This window comes from Pantoea sp. X-Soil-TKNS-1211, from assembly GCF_059730495.1.
Genome location: NZ_AP035953.1, coordinates 2,041,461 through 2,058,438, shown reverse-complemented (window position 1 = coordinate 2,058,438; position 16,978 = coordinate 2,041,461). Strand labels below are relative to the sequence as shown.

Genomic DNA, 16,978 nt, shown 5'->3' with positions numbered 1-16,978 from the left:
TGAGGTTCAGGAGGCCAATGATAGCAGTTTTTCAGGCGGGAAAAACGCGGGCCAGCATCGCTGGCCCTGGCGGAGTTTACTGCATAACGCTGGCTTGGGGTCCGGCATGACGACGCCATGCGCCCGGTGCCACACCATACTGACGTTTAAAGCTGCGGTTAAATGACTGCTGTGAGTCAAACCCCAGCGAAATCGCCACATTCAGAATCGGCTCGTTAGTGGTGGTCAGCCGGTCTGCCGATTTTTTCAGTTTCTTGGCACGAATGTACTCACCCAGCGGATAACCGGTGTGCTCTTTGAACATCCGTTGCAGATGCCATTTCGAGTACCCGGCGCGGCCAGCTACGGTGTCCAAATCCAGACGTGCTTCAATGTTGTTATCAATCCAGTCGATCAGATCGTGAATAAATGCGTCGCTCATCATCCCGTTTTCTCCCATCGCCGTGGCGATCAGTATCAGTATCTATTGCAGTTACACTTTAAGGGTGACTGACTATGCCATTTAATGCAAGTTCAATTATTGCATTAAATGCCGCACTTTGCGTAGGGATATTCCCCTGCATGATCCGTTGCGATCAAAACCGCACTTAAAGTGTATCAGATATTCTTGCAGAAGCAGTTTGCACAAGCCTACACTCATCCCGTTTTAATGCAACCGTCAAAGTTGCAAAATTTTTTGTACATGACCTTTCAATTTTTTGACTAACGCGGAATAACTACAATGCATCTGCAGACATATGGGGTTCGTCTGGGCGTAAGCCTGTCAGGAATGGTGCTGCTGGGAAGCCTGCTGGCCGGTTGCGATAGCGGTGTGGCGAAAAACGCCCCACCGCCACCGCCCGAAGTGAGTGTCGCGCAGGTGGTACAGCAGAAAGTCAGCCAGTGGGACAGTTTTAATGGCCGTATCGAAGCGGTGCAAAGCGTACAGCTGCGCCCGCGCGTTTCCGGTTATATCGATCAGGTGAACTATCGCGAAGGCGATGAAGTGAAAAAAGGCCAGGTGTTGTTCACCATTGATGATCGCACCTATCGCGCAGCTCTGGAGCAGGCGCAGGCCGAACTGGCGCAGGCACGCAGCCAGGCAGCGTTGGCACGCAGTGAGTCGGCACGTACCGAGAAGCTGATTGGTACGCTGGCGGTATCGCGTGAAGAGGCGGAACAGCGTCGTTCCGCCGCCAGCCAGGCGCAAGCTACTGTGCTCTCGGCTCAGGCCGCGGTCGATATGGCGCAACTTAACCTCGACTTTACCCGCGTCACCGCGCCGATTGATGGTCGCGCCAGCCGTGCAATGATCACCATCGGTAACCTGGTGACCGCCGGTGACAGCGCCAGCGTACTTACCACGTTGGTGTCGCAGGATCGCGTCTACGTCTATTTCGATGTCGATGAAGCCACCTATCTGCGTTATCAGGCAATGGCCCGCGAGGGGCAAAATCGTGGTGCGCTGCCGGTGGAAATCGGCCTGACCGGCGAACAAGGTTATCCGCATCCGGGCAGAGTCGATTTTCTCGATAACCAGCTGACCGCCAGCACCGGCACTATCCGTATGCGCGCCACACTGGATAACCAGCAACGTCAATTCACGCCGGGGCTGTTTGCCCGCGTGCGTCTGCCCGGTAGCGCCGACTTCACCGCGTTGCTGATTGACGATAAAGCGGTGCTGACCGATCAGGATCGCAAATATGTCTACGTGGTGGATGCCAGCGGTAAGGCCCAGCGCCGTGACATCCAGCCAGGCGACATGGCCGATGGCTTGCGCGTGGTGCAGAACGGCCTCAAACCTGGCGACAAGGTGATCGTTAACGGTTTGCAGAAAGTGTTTATGCCCGGCATGCCGGTCACTGCGCAACCCGTTGCGATGCGCTCCGCCCAATAACTTTCGAGACTGCCTGTTATGGATTTCTCCCGCTTTTTCATCGACCGGCCGATTTTTGCGGCTGTGCTGTCGATTTTGATATTTGTTACCGGGCTGATCGCCATTCCGCTGCTGCCGATCAGTGAATATCCCGACGTGGTGCCACCGAGCGTGCAGGTGCGCGCGGAATATCCCGGTGCCAACCCCAAAGTGATTGCCGACTCGGTGGCGACGCCGCTGGAGGAAGCAATCAACGGGGTAGAAAACATGATGTATATGAAATCAGTCGCCGGTTCCGATGGCGTACTGGTGACTACCGTGACTTTCCGTCCGGGCACCGATCCCGATCAGGCGCAGGTTCAGGTTCAGAACCGTGTGGCGCAGGCCGAAGCGCGCTTGCCCGAAGCGGTGCGTCAGTTGGGCCTCACCACGCAGAAGCAATCACCGACCCTGACATTGGTGGTGCATCTGTTCTCACCACATGGCAAGTATGATTCGCTCTACCTGCGTAACTACGCCACGCTGAAGGTGAAAGATGAGCTGGCGCGCCTGCCGGGCGTCGGACAGATTCAGATCTTCGGTTCCGGTGAGTATGCGATGCGCATCTGGCTCGACCCGAATAAAGTGGCGGCACGCGGTCTGACCGCTTCCGATGTGGTGACGGCGATGCAGGAGCAGAACGTTCAGGTTTCTGCCGGGCAGCTCGGAGCAGAGCCACTGAAGAAAGAGAGCGATTTTCTGCTGTCGATCAACACCCAGGGACGACTGGAAAGTGAGCAGCAATTCGGCGATATCATCCTGAAAACCGCCGATGACGGTTCGCTGGTGCGTCTGCGTGACGTCGCGCGTATTGAAATGGGTTCCGGCAGCTATGCATTGCGTTCACAGCTCAATAATAAAGACGCGGTCGGCATCGGTATCTTCCAGGCTCCGGGGGCTAACGCCATCGACCTCTCCAACGCGGTGCGTGCCAAAATGGCTGAGCTGGCAACCCGCTTCCCGGATGATGTGCAGTGGGCCGCGCCTTACGACCCTACTGTGTTCGTGCGTGACTCGATCAAGGCCGTGGTGCAGACGCTGATGGAAGCGATTGTGCTGGTGGTGCTGGTGGTGATTCTGTTCCTGCAAACCTGGCGTGCCTCGATCATCCCGTTGCTGGCGGTGCCGGTTTCGGTGGTGGGAACCTTTAGCATCTTGTATTTGCTAGGTTTTTCACTCAACACTCTGAGCCTGTTTGGTCTGGTGCTCGCCATTGGTATCGTGGTAGATGATGCCATCGTGGTGGTGGAGAACGTCGAACGTAATATTGAACAAGGGTTATCGCCTACGGCAGCGGCGCATCAGGCGATGCGTGAAGTCTCCGGTCCGATTATCGCTATTGCCCTGGTGCTATGCGCGGTGTTCGTGCCGATGGCGTTCCTGTCTGGCGTCACCGGTCAGTTCTATAAACAGTTCGCGGTCACTATCGCGATTTCGACGGTGATTTCGGCGATTAACTCGCTGACGCTCTCTCCGGCACTGGCGGCGAAATTGCTGAAGGACCACCATGCACCGAAAGATCTGCCGTCGCGACTGATTGACCGATTACTGGGGTGGTTGTTCCGTCCGTTTAACCGCTTTTTCCAGCGCAGCGCTGACGGTTATCAATCGATGGTCAGCAAAACCCTACGGCGTCGTGGTGCGGTATTTGGCGTCTATGTGCTGCTGCTGGCGGGTGCGGGCTGGATGTTCCACACTGTGCCCGGCGGTTTTATCCCAACTCAGGATAAGTTGTACCTGATTGGTGGGGTAAAAATGCCGGAAGGTTCTTCGCTGGCGCGTACCGATGAAGTGATCCGTAAGATGAGCGAGATCGGTATGAACACCGAAGGCGTGGACTATGCTGTCGCCTTCCCCGGCCTGAACGCCTTGCAGTTCACCAATACACCGAATACCGGGACGGTTTTCTTTGGTCTCAAACCGTTTGACCAGCGTAAACGCAGTGCGGCGGAAATTAACGCCGAGCTGAATGCCAAAATCAGCAAGATTCAGGATGGATTCGGTTTCTCCATTATGCCACCGCCGATATTAGGGCTGGGTCAGGGATCAGGTTATTCGCTTTACGTGCAGGATCGCGCCGGTCTCGGTTATGGCGAGCTGCAAACGGCGATCAACACCCTCTCCGGTGCGGTGATGCAAACGCCAGGCATGATGTTTCCGATCTCCTCATATCAGGCCAACGTTCCGCAGCTGGATGTGCAGGTTGATCGTGATAAAGCCAAGGCGCAGGGCGTGTCGCTGACCGACTTGTTCAGCACCCTCCAGGTGTATCTCGGTTCTTCTTATGTGAATGATTTCAATAAGTTTGGTCGCACCTGGCGCGTGATGGCGCAAGCCGATGGCGATTTCCGCGATAGCGTGCAGGATATTGCTAACCTGCGTACCCGCAACGATCGTGGCGAGATGGTGCCGATTGGCAGCATGGTAAATATCACCACCACTTACGGACCCGACCCGGTGATCCGCTATAACGGCTACCCGGCGGCGGATTTGATTGGTGATGCGGATCCACGTGTGCTGTCGTCCACGCAGGCGATGACCAAAGTGGAAGGACTCGCCAATCAGGTGCTGCCGAACGGTATGAACATTGAGTGGACCGATCTCAGTTATCAGCAATCCACCCAGGGTAATGCGGCGTTTATCGTGTTCCCGGTGTCGGTGCTGTTGGCCTTCCTGGTGCTGGCAGCGCTGTATGAAAGCTGGACGCTGCCACTGGCGGTGATCCTGATTGTGCCGGTCACCATGCTATCGGCGCTGGTCGGCGTGTGGTTGACCGGTGGTGATAACAATGTGTTTGTGCAGGTAGGTTTGGTGGTGCTGATGGGGCTGGCGTGTAAAAACGCGATTCTGATCGTCGAGTTTGCCCGCGAGCTGGAGATGCAGGGCAAAGGCATTGTCGAAGCGGCGCTGGAAGCCTGTCGCCTGCGTCTGCGCCCGATCGTCATGACCTCTATCGCCTTTATCGCCGGGACTATCCCGCTGATTCTCGGTGAAGGTGCCGGTGCCGAGGTGCGTGGCGTGACCGGGATTACCGTGTTCTCCGGCATGCTGGGTGTGACGCTGTTCGGCCTGTTCCTGACGCCGGTGTTCTATGTCACGCTGCGTAAGCTGGTGACGCGGAAACAGCCGGAAGGCGAAATGCAAACGGTGTGATGAGTTGTCGTTAGTATTGATGTAAAAATTCGGGCCATGCGCCTTAATGCTGGTCAGTTAAGGTGATATTTGAGTAAGGCTGCCATTTTTCAGGAATGGCAGCCTTTTTTCATGCCTGTTCTGCTGTGGGCCATAGCCCCTCTGCTGCTGCCGGTCCGTCCTCGCGCCGCTGACGCGGCACCAGACTGCGTTATCACCGATTACGTAACTGACCAGCATTCGCGGCGATACACCCGGATTTTTTATGCGCGAAACGTCCATAGCGGCGTGTTTTATCGCGCAGGTTTTGGCGGCTGCATTGAGGTTATAGGCGCGCGATAAATCGCGCCGCTACGGGGTTATCCGGCAAAAACTCAAGGAGCGCATTTATGCGCTCCAGGGGGAAAATCAGCGGGATTTCTTACAGAAGTCTTCGATTTCGAAGTCTGGCAGAGGTTCGCAGTTGCTGGTGTCGCGTTTCTTCAGTTCAGCCAGCGCATCGGCTACCGTGCGTTTTTCCAGCACGTTCAGTGACGCCTGTTCGGCTTCATCAGCAATCGATTTGAAATACCAACACAAGTTGGCACTTACCAGACAGCGCGGAGCAACATCCGGGCGCGATGCCCAGAGTTTTTTGTCTTCAATCACTGAGGTGTAGATATCGCGCAGGGTGATCTCGCCAGCGGGGCGACCCAGATGAATCGAACCGGTACGGCCAAGCGTCGAGACGATGATGCCATCGCGTGTCAACGGAACCATAAGTTTCCGAATGAAACTGGGGTTCGCCTCCAGGCCATACGCCAGAATGGCACTGGTCGAGCGTTTACCCAATTGCTCCGCCATCGCTACGCTCAAAACCATCTGCAAAGCTGTCGGGAAGCGGTAATCAAGCATTTCTTTAATCCTGAGTTGCGGTCTATCTTGTTGTTTTCATGCCGCGGCAGTGAGTAATCATTGAGCAATAAATATAACAAACACTGTTGCTTTTTAGAAGCAAGCGACTGTGATGAAGGCACGTATTCATCATTTCCTCAGGCACAAGCGCACAGGCTGCTTAATTTATCACTCCCCCTTCCTGCTGCGGGCTGGTTTGCGGCAATTTTTGCTTAAGCACCATCACCAACAGCACGTTAATCAACGCTAACAGGCAGAGCATCCACAGGGTGGCACTCGCGCCTAACTGCTGAAAAACATAGCCGCCAAGCAACGGTGTTAGCGCCTGACCAATCAGCGCCGGACGCGCCATGCGTCCCACCACCACGGCATAGGCTTCTGGTTTGACCATCACCAGCGGTAAAGTTCCCCTTACGATGGCCCGTAAACCATTTCCGGCACCGTACAGCACCATACTCAGCAACGCGAACTGCGGAAAACAGGCCAACAACAACAAACCAATCGCTACCAAACCGACGGAAAAAAAGGTGGTCCAGATAGGATGACCACGTTTAAATGCGATATCCACGATGCGCGATCCGACCTGACACGGTCCGAGAATCGCGCTGATCGCCAATGCCGCCGTCAGGGAGTGACCGCTGGCCTGCAACAGGGTAATCAATTGCACCGAGATAGCAGTCATAATCACCGAGGCCAATGTGAATATGCTGCACAGTAGCCAGAACAAACCGGGGGCTATATCGGCATTCGCAGCAGCCCTGGTTGGTTTCACCGCGGTCTTCTTTGCGGTCGCTGGTGGCAAGGCATAGTAATATGCCGGTAGCACCGCCACACATAATAACAACGCGATGGCAAAACAGGCACCGCGCCAGTCAAGCCAATGGATTAGCAACGCCGTACCCGGCCACACCAGTGTGGTGCAGAAGCCGGAAATCAGCGTGATGCCGGTAATGGCCCCACGCGCCTGCCCGCCGTATAAGGTGCCGAGTGTGGCAAACAAGGCATCATACAACCCCATCGCCATACCAATGCCAATAATCACCCAGGCGAACAGGAACAGCAGCAAACTGTGGCTCCAGCCCATCACCACCAGACCGATCGCCATCATCACCCCGCTACCGGCCAGCAATGCACGGCCACGCGCACGGGCGATCAGCCTGCCACTCAGCGGAGCCAGCAACCCTGACACCAGAATGCCCAGCGATAAGGCACCGTAAACCCACTGCTGTGACCAGCCAGTTTCTGCGACGATCGGATTGGCCATTACCGCCATCAGGTAAAATGAGCCGCCCCAGGAGAGGATTTGAACCAGCCCGAGAGTGATAATGGCGGGAACGCCGGGCTTTGCGTGATGCTCCACGTGAATATTCCGCTAGCAGGCAAAGTATTTGTTATAACACGTTCATCCATCACGAAAAATGCTTATGCCCTCTGGTTAGCGTAATCCTTACATCAAGGAGGCAAACCTGCGGCAAATTTCGACAGATATAAAGTATGTTGTAATTATTCACCGCACTTGCCATCGCTGCCATCTCCTGCCACATTTGGTATGTTGTAACTATGGAGACGTCCTATGGCTCGTTACGATTTAATTGCTGACTTGCACGCCTGCGTTAATGCGCTGGAAGAGAATCTGGGCGCGCTGCGCCAGCAGGTTGAGCAACAACCTTTACTGATCGCGCGCGTTTTTGGGTTGCCGGATATCGAAAAAGGCCATGAGCACGACGCGATCTTACGCATTAAAGTGACGCAGCATCTCGGGGGCGAAGCCCGTGAGATGGCCCTCGCCCATTATTGCCGACTGTTTATGCAGCATCAGTCAGAAAAACTCAGTACCAAAGCCGCAGTGCGCCTGCCTGGCGCGATCTGTATTGAAGCTGATCAACACACCAGCGAAATCATCACCCGCCAGGTGGCCGAGATCAACGCGCTCAAACAACGCCTGGAACAGCTGATCACCGTGGAATCCGGTCTGCCAAGCGAAGCGCGCTTTGAGTTTGTTCATCAGCATTTACGTGGGTTGATCACCCTGAATGCCTACCGCAATGTCACCCTGCTGGATTCCCCGGATAGCCTGCGCTTCGGCTGGGCCAATAAGAACATCATCAAAAACGTCAAACGCGAAGAAATCATTGAGCAACTAGAGCGCAGCCTGAAGGCGAACCGCGCCCAGGCTCCCTGGACGCGTGAACAGTGGGCGGAGAAGGTGCAGCTGGAGCTGGAAGCGGTACGAGAGCTGCCGGTCACTGCCCGCCTGAAGATTAAGCGCCCGGTCAAAGTCCAACCGGTGGCGCGCGTCTGGCGTGCTGAGGAGAAGAAGCAAACCCAGCTGGCCTGCCCTTCACCGCTGTTGGTGTTGTGTCGCGATCGCAGTCAGGTACCGGTGTTGGGCGAACTGCTCGATTATGACGCCGACAATGTGGCGCATCGTTATAAACCGCAGGCCGAACCCCTGCATCTGATTATCCCGCGTCTGCATCTGTGGTGCGATCGGCTGGCCTAAAAAAGGCCAGCGATGCTGGCCTGATGTTATGGGGCGGGCAGTTTACGCCTTCATACTGCCAACCATCTCTTCGGGGCGTACCCAGGCATCAAACTGTTCTTCGGTCAGATACCCCAACTTCAGCGCTGAACCTTTCAGTGTCAGCCCCTCTTTATGCGCTTTCTTGGCGATTTCTGCCGCCTTGTCATAGCCGATATGGGTATTGAGCGCGGTGACCAGCATCAGCGACTCGTTCAGCAGTTGCTCGATCCGGTCGCGGTTCGGTTCAATACCCACTGCGCAGTGGTGATTGAAACTGTCCATGCCGTCAGCCAGCAGACGAATCGATTGCAGGAAGTTATGGATCACCATCGGTCGGAAGACGTTCAGCTCGAAGTTACCGGATGCGCCGCCCACGTTGACCGCCACATCATTACCCAGCACCTGGCAACTCAGCATGGTGAGCGCCTCGCACTGCGTCGGGTTCACTTTGCCTGGCATGATCGAGCTGCCTGGTTCGTTTTCCGGGATGGAAAGTTCGCCAATGCCGCAGCGTGGGCCGGATGACAACCAGCGCACATCGTTGGCGATTTTCATCAGCGACGCCGCCAGACCTTTCAGCGCGCCGTGCGCATGTACCAGCGCATCGACCGTCGCCAGTGCTTCGAATTTATTCGGTGCGGTAACAAACGGCTGTTTGGTCAGCTCGGCCAGCGCCTTAGCCACACGTACCGCATATTCCGGGTGGGTGTTCAGACCGGTGCCCACCGCTGTACCGCCCAGCGCCAGTTCGGCCAGATGCGGAATGCTGTGTTCAATGTGTTTGAGGTTATGTTCCAGCATTGCCACCCAGCCAGAGATCTCCTGGCCGAGGGTCAACGGCGTGGCGTCCTGCAAGTGGGTCCGACCAATTTTAACGATGTCTTTAAACGCCTCAGCTTTGTCATTCAGCGTTTTTTTCAGCACCAGTAATTGTGGGATCAGTTGCTCACGCACGGCAATCACCGCCGCCACGTGCATCGCGGTTGGGAATACATCGTTGGAACTCTGGCTTTTATTCACGTCATCGTTCGGATGCACCAGACGTGACATGCCGCGCTCACCACCCAGAATCTCGCTGGCGCGGTTCGCCAGCACTTCGTTCATATTCATGTTGGTCTGGGTGCCGGAGCCGGTCTGCCAGATCGACAGTGGGAATTCATCGCTGTGCTTATCGGCCAGCACTTCGTCCGCTGCCTTCATAATCGCATCGGCACGCTCGGCCGGTAACAGTCCCAGATCGCTGTTGACCTGGGCCGCCGCACGTTTGGTCAGCGCCAGAGCATGCACCAACGCAACCGGCATTTTTTCTGTCGAGATCCGGAAATGTTCCAGTGAACGCTGCGTTTGCGCGCCCCACAACTTATCTGCCGGTACTTCAATCGGTCCCATTGAGTCTTTTTCAATGCGATGGGCTGCCATGACTACGTCTCCTTAACTCAGATATTGAGGTTTAGGCTCAGCGTCACGTCATGCGCGATCGACTGAGCGGGCAAGATTGTCACTTTTCAGAATTTTACATTATGAGAGTCATTCGCATTTATTGCACTCGTTGATGTATTTTCAATGGCTGTTTATGCCTTAATATGCTTATAGCCTTACCGTTATCGGGGATGAATGATGCAAAAATTGAACAATTCGCTGCAAAATTACGCATGGGGCAGCACAACCGCGCTGACCGAACTGTATGGCATCGCTAACCCGCAAGGATTACCGATGGCTGAACTCTGGATGGGGGCACATCCCAAAAGCCCCTCCACCGTCGAGATCAATGGCGAGACGCGATCACTGCGGGACGTGATTGACGCCGATAAAACCGCCATGCTGGGTGCGGCGGTCGCACAGCGCTTTGGTGAGCTACCGTTTTTGTTTAAAGTGCTGTGCGCTGACCAGGCGTTATCGATTCAGGTCCACCCGAGCAAAAGCGCCGCCGAAGTCGGTTTTGCGCGCGAAAATGCGGCGGGAATTCCCCTGAGCGCCGCCGAACGTAACTATAAAGATGCTAATCACAAACCGGAGCTGGTTTACGCCCTGACTCCTTTTCAGGCGATGAATGGCTTCCGTGAGCTGCATGAGATTGTTTCATTGTTCGAGCCGGTTGCAGGTGCGCATCCGCAAATTGCCCACTTCCTGGAACATGCCGACGAAGCCAATCTGGTCACCCTGTTCACTACCCTGCTTTCGCTCACCGATGACGCCAAATCACGCGCGCTCGGCGTGTTGAAAGCCGCGCTTAACGCACATGAAGGCGAACCCTGGCAGACAATTAAAACCATTGCGGCCGATTATCCCGACGACAACGGTCTGTTCTCACCGTTGCTGTTGAACGTGATTACCCTGCAACCGGGTGAAGCGATGTTTTTGTTTGCCGAAACCCCGCATGCTTATCTGAAGGGGGTGGCGCTGGAGGTGATGGCAAACTCGGATAATGTGTTACGAGCCGGTCTGACGCCGAAGTTTATTGATATTCCGGAGCTGCTGGCGAACCTGAAATTCCACGCTAAACCCGCCGCGACGCTGCTGACGCAGCCGCAACAGCAAGGCGACACGCTGAATTTCCCGATTCCGGTCGAGGACTTTGCCTTCGCCATTCACACCCTGCATGACCAACCACAAGGGCTTGCACAACAAAGCGCCGCGTTGTTGTTTTGCATCGAAGGTCAGGCAGTGATTGAGAAGTCGGGCCAGCAACTGGTGCTACAACCGGGTGAGTCCTGCTTCATCGCTGCCAGTGAGTCGCCGGTGACAGCCACGGGCACGGGTCGCCTGGCGCGCGTCTTCAATACCCTTCCATAAGCGGCTGACGACCGTCCGGTTAACTGCTATCATTTTCAAACTATTAATTTAAAACGCCTGCGGGCGTTTTTCTTCACCCGCCGCACACACCAGGTGCCTGCGGACGCAAGGATAAGGACGACTCAGCGATGAAAAAGACCAAGATTGCCGTAGGTGTGATTGTAGCCCTCGGGGTAATCTGGACCGGCGCAGCCTGGTTTACCGGCAAGCAACTGGAAAGCCATATTGATCAGATGGTGCAAAACGCCAATGCACAAATCAACGCTTACGCGCCCAACAGCCGCCTGACGCTCAGCTATCAGGATTATCAGCGTGGTCTGTTCAGCAGTAAAGCCAAACTGGTGCTGCAAGCCAGCTCGCAAACCGAAGACAATCCGCTACTGAAGCCGGGCCAAAGCATTGTGCTGAACACCGTTATCGATCACGGTCCCTTTCCTTTTTCACAGCTGAAACATGGCGTGCTGATCCCCAGCATGGCATCTGTGCACAGCGAGCTGGAAAACACCGATGCCGTGAAGAAACTGTTTGAACTGACCAATGGCAAATCGCTGGTCAACGCGGATACCCGCATCGGCTACAGCGGTGCAACCGATACTGCACTGACTCTGCTGCCAGCCGATTATCAGGATGCGCAAAATGGTGTGCGTCTGGCGACCAACGGTGGCACGCTGAATGTCAGCGCGGATCAGCAAGGCAATAACGTTGGCGTGCAGGGGGATTTCTCCAGCATTGCGTTTGCCAGCAAGAACGAAGTTAACCAGCCGGTGCTGTTTACCCTGAATGGTCTGAAGATGAGCGGTGATACCCATCTCAGCCCGGAAGGGGTGCGCGTGGGCGATCAGCAGATCACTCTGGATAAACTGACCGCCAGCGTTAACGGTCAGGAAGGGCTGACGCTGGAAAAAATGAACGGCACCTCATCGTTCGACAACAAAGACGGTAAAATTGGCGGCCAGATCGATTATCAGGTCGGCAATATCAGCCTGCAAAAGCAGCCGTTTGGTGAAGCTAAAGTGACGATGAAACTGGCACAGTTCGATGCCCAGGCGGTCAAAGCCTTCTCCGATAGCTACAACACACAAATTCAGAACCTGCTGAACCAGCCGGGTCTGATTGATGATCCCATCCGTTATCAGGAAGGCGTTCATACCATCCTGATGAACAATCTGCCGACGTTGCTGAAAGGCTCGCCAACGGTCAGCATTGCTCCACTGAGCTGGAAAAACGAGAAAGGCGAAAGCACCTTTAACCTGAACGTCGGTTTTAACGATCCAGCGAGTGTCACCGGTGAAGCGCAAACCCTGAGCGCTGCGGTGGATCGCGTGCTGAAAACCCTTGATGGTAAGTTGGTGATCAACATGCCGATGGCCACCGAGGTGATGCGCCATGTCGGCCTGGCTGAAGGCTACCAGGGTGATGACGCGCAGAAGCTGGCAGACCAGCAAGTGAAAGGTCTGGCGGCCATGGGGCAAATGTTCCGCCTGACGCAACAGCAGGATGACAACATCACCACCAGCCTACAGTACAACAACGGTCAGGTAACTATGAACGGTGACAAACTGTCGCTGGAGCAGTTCCTGTCACGTTATATGCTGGGCAGTCAAACCAGCGAAGGCATGCCGGAGTAACTGTTTATCACCTTGTAGCGGCGCGATAAATCGCGCCGCTACGAATTATGTCTGCCCTGGCAGCAATTGTGGCGGGACGATCAATGTCTGCACCTCACCAGACGGCTGTGCCAGGCGCTGTAACATGCGCTGCCCGGCGCGACGTCCCACTTCACGCGCACCGCTGCTGACAAAGGTCAGCGCCGGATCGTACAACTCCCGCTGTGGGTCGTCATTGAAACCGACTAACGCCAGTTGCTGACTGTAGTAGCTACCCACCGCCCCTTCCGCCAGGGTTCTCCCGCTATGGAGTGCGCCAAAATAACAGCCCAGCGTTACCGTCGCGTTGTGTGCCAGAATCGCCGTAATACCCGGATGCTGGCGCAATAGCTGCGCGGTAACCGCTGCGACCTCGGGCTGGCGGTCACCACATTCAATGATCCATTCCGGCCGGAAGGGTAAGCCATATTGCAGCAAAGTGGCACAGTAGCCCCCGATACGCTCAGCGCGCGTCAGCGATGCGGTGGAGCCGCCAATCCAGGCAATACGCTGATGCCCCTTACGAATCAGATATTCGGTGGCAAGGCGCGCGGCCTGGCTATTATCCGGATAAAGGGAATCGACCTGGTCCAGGCTACTGGCCCGCGCAGCGCAGACCAGGGCGATCCCCTGCTCCTGCGCCTGCATCACCAACTTCTCGGCCTGCGCGGGGGCTCCGCCCAGCACCACGCCATCCACTCCCTGAGCCACTAATGAGGCAAAACATCGCTCCAGCTGTTGGTCATTGTGACCACTTTGCGTCAGCACCAGCATTTTCCCCTGCTGTTCCAGCACCTCACTCAATCCGGCGGTCATTGCGGCATAGAAGGGTTGACTGAGGTCGCGCACAATCAGGCCAATAACGCCACTTTCCGCACCGCGTAATGCAGCTGCGGATCGATTGCGGATATAACCCAGTTGTTCAATTGCCTGATTAACGCGGGCACTGGTGGCGGTGGATATGCGCCCTTTGCCGGAGAGCACCAGGGAAACGGTGGTGACGGAGACACCGGCTGCCTCAGCGACTTCATGAATGGTTATTTTCTGCTGCGTCATGGTATTCGTCGTGGCTGAAGGAGTGTAGAAACAATGAGATAAAACGTTACACCGTTCAACACAAAAAGAAAGCGTAACGTTAGTCACAATTCTCCATTTTTGCAGGAATATCTCTTGGTAAAACGTTTTATCATCTATGCACTTCACGTTGATGATGATTTCTTTGCCAGGAGAGGGATATGTCCAGTAGTCGACCGAAAATGTCGCTTTGGGAGTTTTTTCAAAGTTTGGGTAAGACTTTTATGTTGCCAGTGGCGCTGCTGTCGTTTTGCGGCATTTTGCTCGGCATCGGCAGCTCACTGAGCAGCCATGATGTTTTGAGGTTGATTCCTCTGCTCGACCAGCCGCTATTGCAGTATCTGTTTGTCTGGATGGCGAAAATCGGTTCCTTTGCCTTTAGCTATCTTCCAGTGATGTTTGCCATCGCCATTCCGCTTGGTATGGCGCGTGAAAACAAAGGGGTTGCCGCCTTTGCCGGTTTTGTCGGCTATGCGGTGCTTAATCTGAGCATCAATTTCTGGTTGAATATCAACGCTATCCTGCCCACCACCGACGCTGCCGTGCTGAAGGCCAACAACGTACAAACCATCCTTGGCATCCCCTCGATCGATACCGGCATTCTCGGCGCGGTGATTGTGGGTATTGTGGTGTTCTGGCTACATGAACGCTTTCACAACATCCGTCTGCCGGATGCTCTGGCTTTTTTCGGCGGCACTCGCTTTGTCCCGATCATCACCACGCTGGTGATGGGCGTGCTGGGTCTGGTGGTTCCAATGATTTGGCCGTGGTTCGCACGCGCCATTACCGGCCTGGGTTGGATGATCAATAGCGCCGGCGATTTCGGCCCAATGTTGTTTGGTACTGGCGAACGTCTGCTGTTGCCATTTGGCTTACAGCATATTCTGGTAGCGATTATTCGCTTCACTGATGCGGGTGGCACCCTCGATGTGTGCGGTCATTCCGTCAGCGGTGCACTGACCATCTTCCAGGCGCAGTTGGCCTGCCCGTCCACACAGGGCTTTGCCGAGAGTGCCACGCGCTTTCTGTCGCAAGGTAAAATGCCTGCCTTCCTCGGTGGTCTGCCGGGGGCGGCGCTGGCGATGTATCACTGTGCCCGACCGGAAAATCGTCACAAAATTAAAGGTCTGCTGATTTCCGGCGTGGTGGCCTGCGTAGTTGGCGGCACCACAGAACCCATCGAGTTTCTGTTCCTGTTCGTTGCCCCGGTCCTTTATCTGATTCACGCCCTGCTGACCGGGCTTGGCTTTACCGTGATGGCCATTCTCGGGGTAACTATCGGTAATACCGATGGCAACGTGATTGATTTCCTGGTATTCGGCATCCTGCATGGCCTGTCGACGAAATGGTATTGGGTTCCGGTCATCGCTGCGGTCTGGTTTGCCGGTTACTACTGCATCTTTCGTTTTGCCATCACCCGTTTCAACATCAAAACCCCAGGACGCGAAATCGATAACAGCCAGGTGGAACAGCAGGTGGGCCGTGCTGGCGTGGGTAAATCAGGCTATAACACCCCGGCCATTCTCGCTGCCCTGGGCGGGGTGGAAAATATCACCTCACTGGATAATTGCCTGACGCGCCTGCGCCTGTCGGTGGCCGATATGAGCAAAGTCGATGATGCCGTGCTTAAGGCGAATGGCGCAATTGGTGTGGTGCATCTTAACAAGACCAGTGTGCAGGTGGTGATCGGCCCGCAGGTGCAGTCGGTTAAAGATGAGATGGCTCATTTGATGAGCGCAACGGTGTAACGATGCAGACCTTCAACTTTGACCAGGTAATCGATCGCCACGGTAGTTGGTGCACTCAGTGGGATTTTGTTGCAGACCGCTTTGGTGCGCCCGACCTGCTGCCGTTCACCATCTCCGATATGGATTTTGCTACTGCGCCTTGCGTGATTGCAGCCTTGCAACAGCGGCTTGATCACGGTGTGTTTGGTTACAGCCGCTGGCAGCACGAGGCCTTCCTCAGCGCCATCCGGCACTGGATGCAGACACGCTTCGGCTGCCCGGTTGCAGCGGAGTCAATCGTTTATGGACCTTCGGTGATCTATATGGTGGCGCAGTTGCTGCGTCACTGGACGCAACCTGATGATGAAGTACTGATCCACACTCCGGCTTACGATGCTTTTTACCACACCATTGAAAGCAATCAGCGTCGAGTGCTGGCCCTGCCGTTGCGGCCTGACGGCCAGCAGTGGCATTGCAATATGCAACATTTGGAGGAACAACTGGCGCGCCCACGCTGCAAAGTGATGTTGCTGTGTAGCCCGCACAATCCAACCGGCAAAGTATGGCGGCCAGATGAGTTACAGCAGATGGCGGCACTGTGCGCCCGGCATGGGGTCAAAGTAATCAGCGACGAAATTCATATGGATATGGTGCTGGGCAACGCGCAGCATCTTCCGTGGAGCGCCGTGGCTCAATCGGACTGGGCACTGTTCACCTCCGCCTCGAAAAGTTTCAATATTCCGGCGCTGAGCGGTGCCTGGGGAATCATTGCCGATACCCACGATCGGCAAACGTGGTTCCGGGCGTTGAAGCAGCAGGATGGTTTATCCTCCCCGGCGGTGATGGCTCTGGCGGCGACCATTGCCGCTTACCGTGAAGGTGCGCCCTGGCTGGACGCACTGCGCAGCTACCTGCACGCGAATATGCTGCACGTGGCGCAACGCCTGAACAGCGCCTTTCCGCTGCTCAATTGGCAGCCTCCTGCCGCCACCTATCTGGCATGGATCGATCTTAATCCGCTGGAGATTGATGAGCAGCAATTGCAACAACGCCTGATTCAACAACATAAAGTCGCCATCATGCCCGGCTCAACCTATGGTGAAGCCAGTCGCGGCTGGTTACGCCTCAATGCCGGGTGCCCGCGCGCCAAACTGGACGAGGGACTTAATCGCTTAATCGCCGCCCTGCAAGTCCGTTAAACGTGGTAGATGCTGCTTTATGCAGCATCTACCGCGTCATTTGCGCAAATCGCTGGCGTTGTTGCGCAAGATATTTTTATAATGCTCTGCACTTT

The 16,978-nt window shown here is 55.4% G+C and carries 12 protein-coding genes; 7 read left to right on the top strand and 5 right to left on the bottom strand.

Going from position 1 to position 16,978, the window contains the following annotated elements; all coding sequences use genetic code 11:
- Positions 1-76: 76 nt before the first annotated feature.
- Positions 77-424 carry a helix-turn-helix domain-containing protein gene (locus tag AC6I8W_RS09875; protein WP_480363944.1) on the bottom strand — a complete coding sequence of 116 codons (348 nt, stop codon included), beginning with the start codon at positions 422-424 and terminating at the stop codon, positions 77-79.
- Positions 425-721: 297 nt separating this feature from the next.
- Here AC6I8W_RS09875 and AC6I8W_RS09870 point away from each other — a divergent pair, with 297 nt between their 5' ends.
- Together AC6I8W_RS09870 and oqxB are read left to right on the top strand one after the other, a co-directional pair.
- Entirely contained in the window at positions 722-1,876 is a 1,155-nt protein-coding gene (locus tag AC6I8W_RS09870; RefSeq protein ID WP_497837983.1) for an efflux RND transporter periplasmic adaptor subunit, read from the top strand.
- An 18-nt stretch (positions 1,877-1,894) separates the two neighbouring features.
- On the top strand, positions 1,895-5,047 hold the full coding sequence (gene oqxB, locus AC6I8W_RS09865; RefSeq protein WP_497837982.1) for a multidrug efflux RND transporter permease subunit OqxB: 3,153 nt from the start codon (positions 1,895-1,897) through the stop codon (positions 5,045-5,047).
- A 387-nt stretch (positions 5,048-5,434) separates the two neighbouring features.
- On the opposite strand, the gene AC6I8W_RS09860 is transcribed toward oqxB, so the two are convergent.
- Together AC6I8W_RS09860 and AC6I8W_RS09855 are read right to left on the bottom strand one after the other, a co-directional pair.
- Complete coding sequence (locus AC6I8W_RS09860; RefSeq protein ID WP_480363949.1) at positions 5,435-5,920, bottom strand: RrF2 family transcriptional regulator; 486 nt, start codon at positions 5,918-5,920, stop codon at positions 5,435-5,437.
- Between the two features lie 160 nt (positions 5,921-6,080).
- Complete coding sequence (locus AC6I8W_RS09855) at positions 6,081-7,280, bottom strand: MFS transporter (protein ID WP_497837981.1); 1,200 nt, start codon at positions 7,278-7,280, stop codon at positions 6,081-6,083.
- A gap of 213 nt (positions 7,281-7,493) precedes the next feature.
- On the opposite strand from AC6I8W_RS09855, the gene tus reads away from it, so the two are divergent.
- Complete coding sequence (tus, locus tag AC6I8W_RS09850; RefSeq protein ID WP_497837980.1) at positions 7,494-8,423, top strand: DNA replication terminus site-binding protein; 930 nt, start codon at positions 7,494-7,496, stop codon at positions 8,421-8,423.
- 42 nt (positions 8,424-8,465) lie between these two features.
- Here tus and fumC read toward each other — a convergent pair whose 3' ends face one another.
- The gene (gene fumC / locus AC6I8W_RS09845) at positions 8,466-9,863 is read right to left on the bottom strand and encodes a class II fumarate hydratase (RefSeq protein ID WP_497837979.1); all 1,398 of its coding nucleotides are present in this window, start codon (positions 9,861-9,863) and stop codon (positions 8,466-8,468) included.
- A 198-nt stretch (positions 9,864-10,061) separates the two neighbouring features.
- Between fumC and manA the strand changes: the two genes are divergently transcribed.
- Both manA and AC6I8W_RS09835 read left to right on the top strand, forming a co-directional pair.
- Complete coding sequence (gene manA, locus AC6I8W_RS09840) at positions 10,062-11,237, top strand: mannose-6-phosphate isomerase (RefSeq protein WP_497838154.1); 1,176 nt, start codon at positions 10,062-10,064, stop codon at positions 11,235-11,237.
- A gap of 128 nt (positions 11,238-11,365) precedes the next feature.
- Positions 11,366-12,865: a YdgA family protein gene (locus AC6I8W_RS09835; protein ID WP_497837978.1), complete on the top strand. Its 1,500-nt coding sequence runs from the start codon at positions 11,366-11,368 to the stop codon at positions 12,863-12,865.
- A 45-nt stretch (positions 12,866-12,910) separates the two neighbouring features.
- Here AC6I8W_RS09835 and malI read toward each other — a convergent pair whose 3' ends face one another.
- On the bottom strand, positions 12,911-13,939 hold the full coding sequence (malI, locus tag AC6I8W_RS09830) for a Mal regulon transcriptional regulator MalI (protein WP_497837977.1): 1,029 nt from the start codon (positions 13,937-13,939) through the stop codon (positions 12,911-12,913).
- 179 nt (positions 13,940-14,118) lie between these two features.
- Here malI and malX point away from each other — a divergent pair, with 179 nt between their 5' ends.
- Complete coding sequence (gene malX, locus AC6I8W_RS09825; protein WP_497837976.1) at positions 14,119-15,705, top strand: maltose/glucose-specific PTS transporter subunit IIBC; 1,587 nt, start codon at positions 14,119-14,121, stop codon at positions 15,703-15,705.
- A 2-nt stretch (positions 15,706-15,707) separates the two neighbouring features.
- On the top strand, positions 15,708-16,883 hold the full coding sequence (locus AC6I8W_RS09820) for a MalY/PatB family protein (RefSeq protein ID WP_497837975.1): 1,176 nt from the start codon (positions 15,708-15,710) through the stop codon (positions 16,881-16,883).
- Positions 16,884-16,978 lie beyond the last annotated feature (95 nt).

Bases quoted from the DNA above. Each gene is read 5' to 3' on its own strand.
- malX (WP_497837976.1), top strand. From the start codon at position 14,119: ATGTCCAGTAGTCGACCGAAAATGTCGCTTTGGGAGTTTTTTCAAAGT.
- manA (WP_497838154.1), top strand. From the start codon at position 10,062: ATGCAAAAATTGAACAATTCGCTGCAAAATTACGCATGGGGCAGCACA.
- AC6I8W_RS09875 (WP_480363944.1), bottom strand. From the start codon at position 424: ATGATGAGCGACGCATTTATTCACGATCTGATCGACTGGATTGATAAC.
- tus (WP_497837980.1), top strand. From the start codon at position 7,494: ATGGCTCGTTACGATTTAATTGCTGACTTGCACGCCTGCGTTAATGCG.
- AC6I8W_RS09870 (WP_497837983.1), top strand. From the start codon at position 722: ATGCATCTGCAGACATATGGGGTTCGTCTGGGCGTAAGCCTGTCAGGA.
- fumC (WP_497837979.1), bottom strand. From the start codon at position 9,863: ATGGCAGCCCATCGCATTGAAAAAGACTCAATGGGACCGATTGAAGTA.
- AC6I8W_RS09820 (WP_497837975.1), top strand. From the start codon at position 15,708: ATGCAGACCTTCAACTTTGACCAGGTAATCGATCGCCACGGTAGTTGG.
- AC6I8W_RS09860 (WP_480363949.1), bottom strand. From the start codon at position 5,920: ATGCTTGATTACCGCTTCCCGACAGCTTTGCAGATGGTTTTGAGCGTA.
- oqxB (WP_497837982.1), top strand. From the start codon at position 1,895: ATGGATTTCTCCCGCTTTTTCATCGACCGGCCGATTTTTGCGGCTGTG.
- malI (WP_497837977.1), bottom strand. From the start codon at position 13,939: ATGACGCAGCAGAAAATAACCATTCATGAAGTCGCTGAGGCAGCCGGT.
- AC6I8W_RS09835 (WP_497837978.1), top strand. From the start codon at position 11,366: ATGAAAAAGACCAAGATTGCCGTAGGTGTGATTGTAGCCCTCGGGGTA.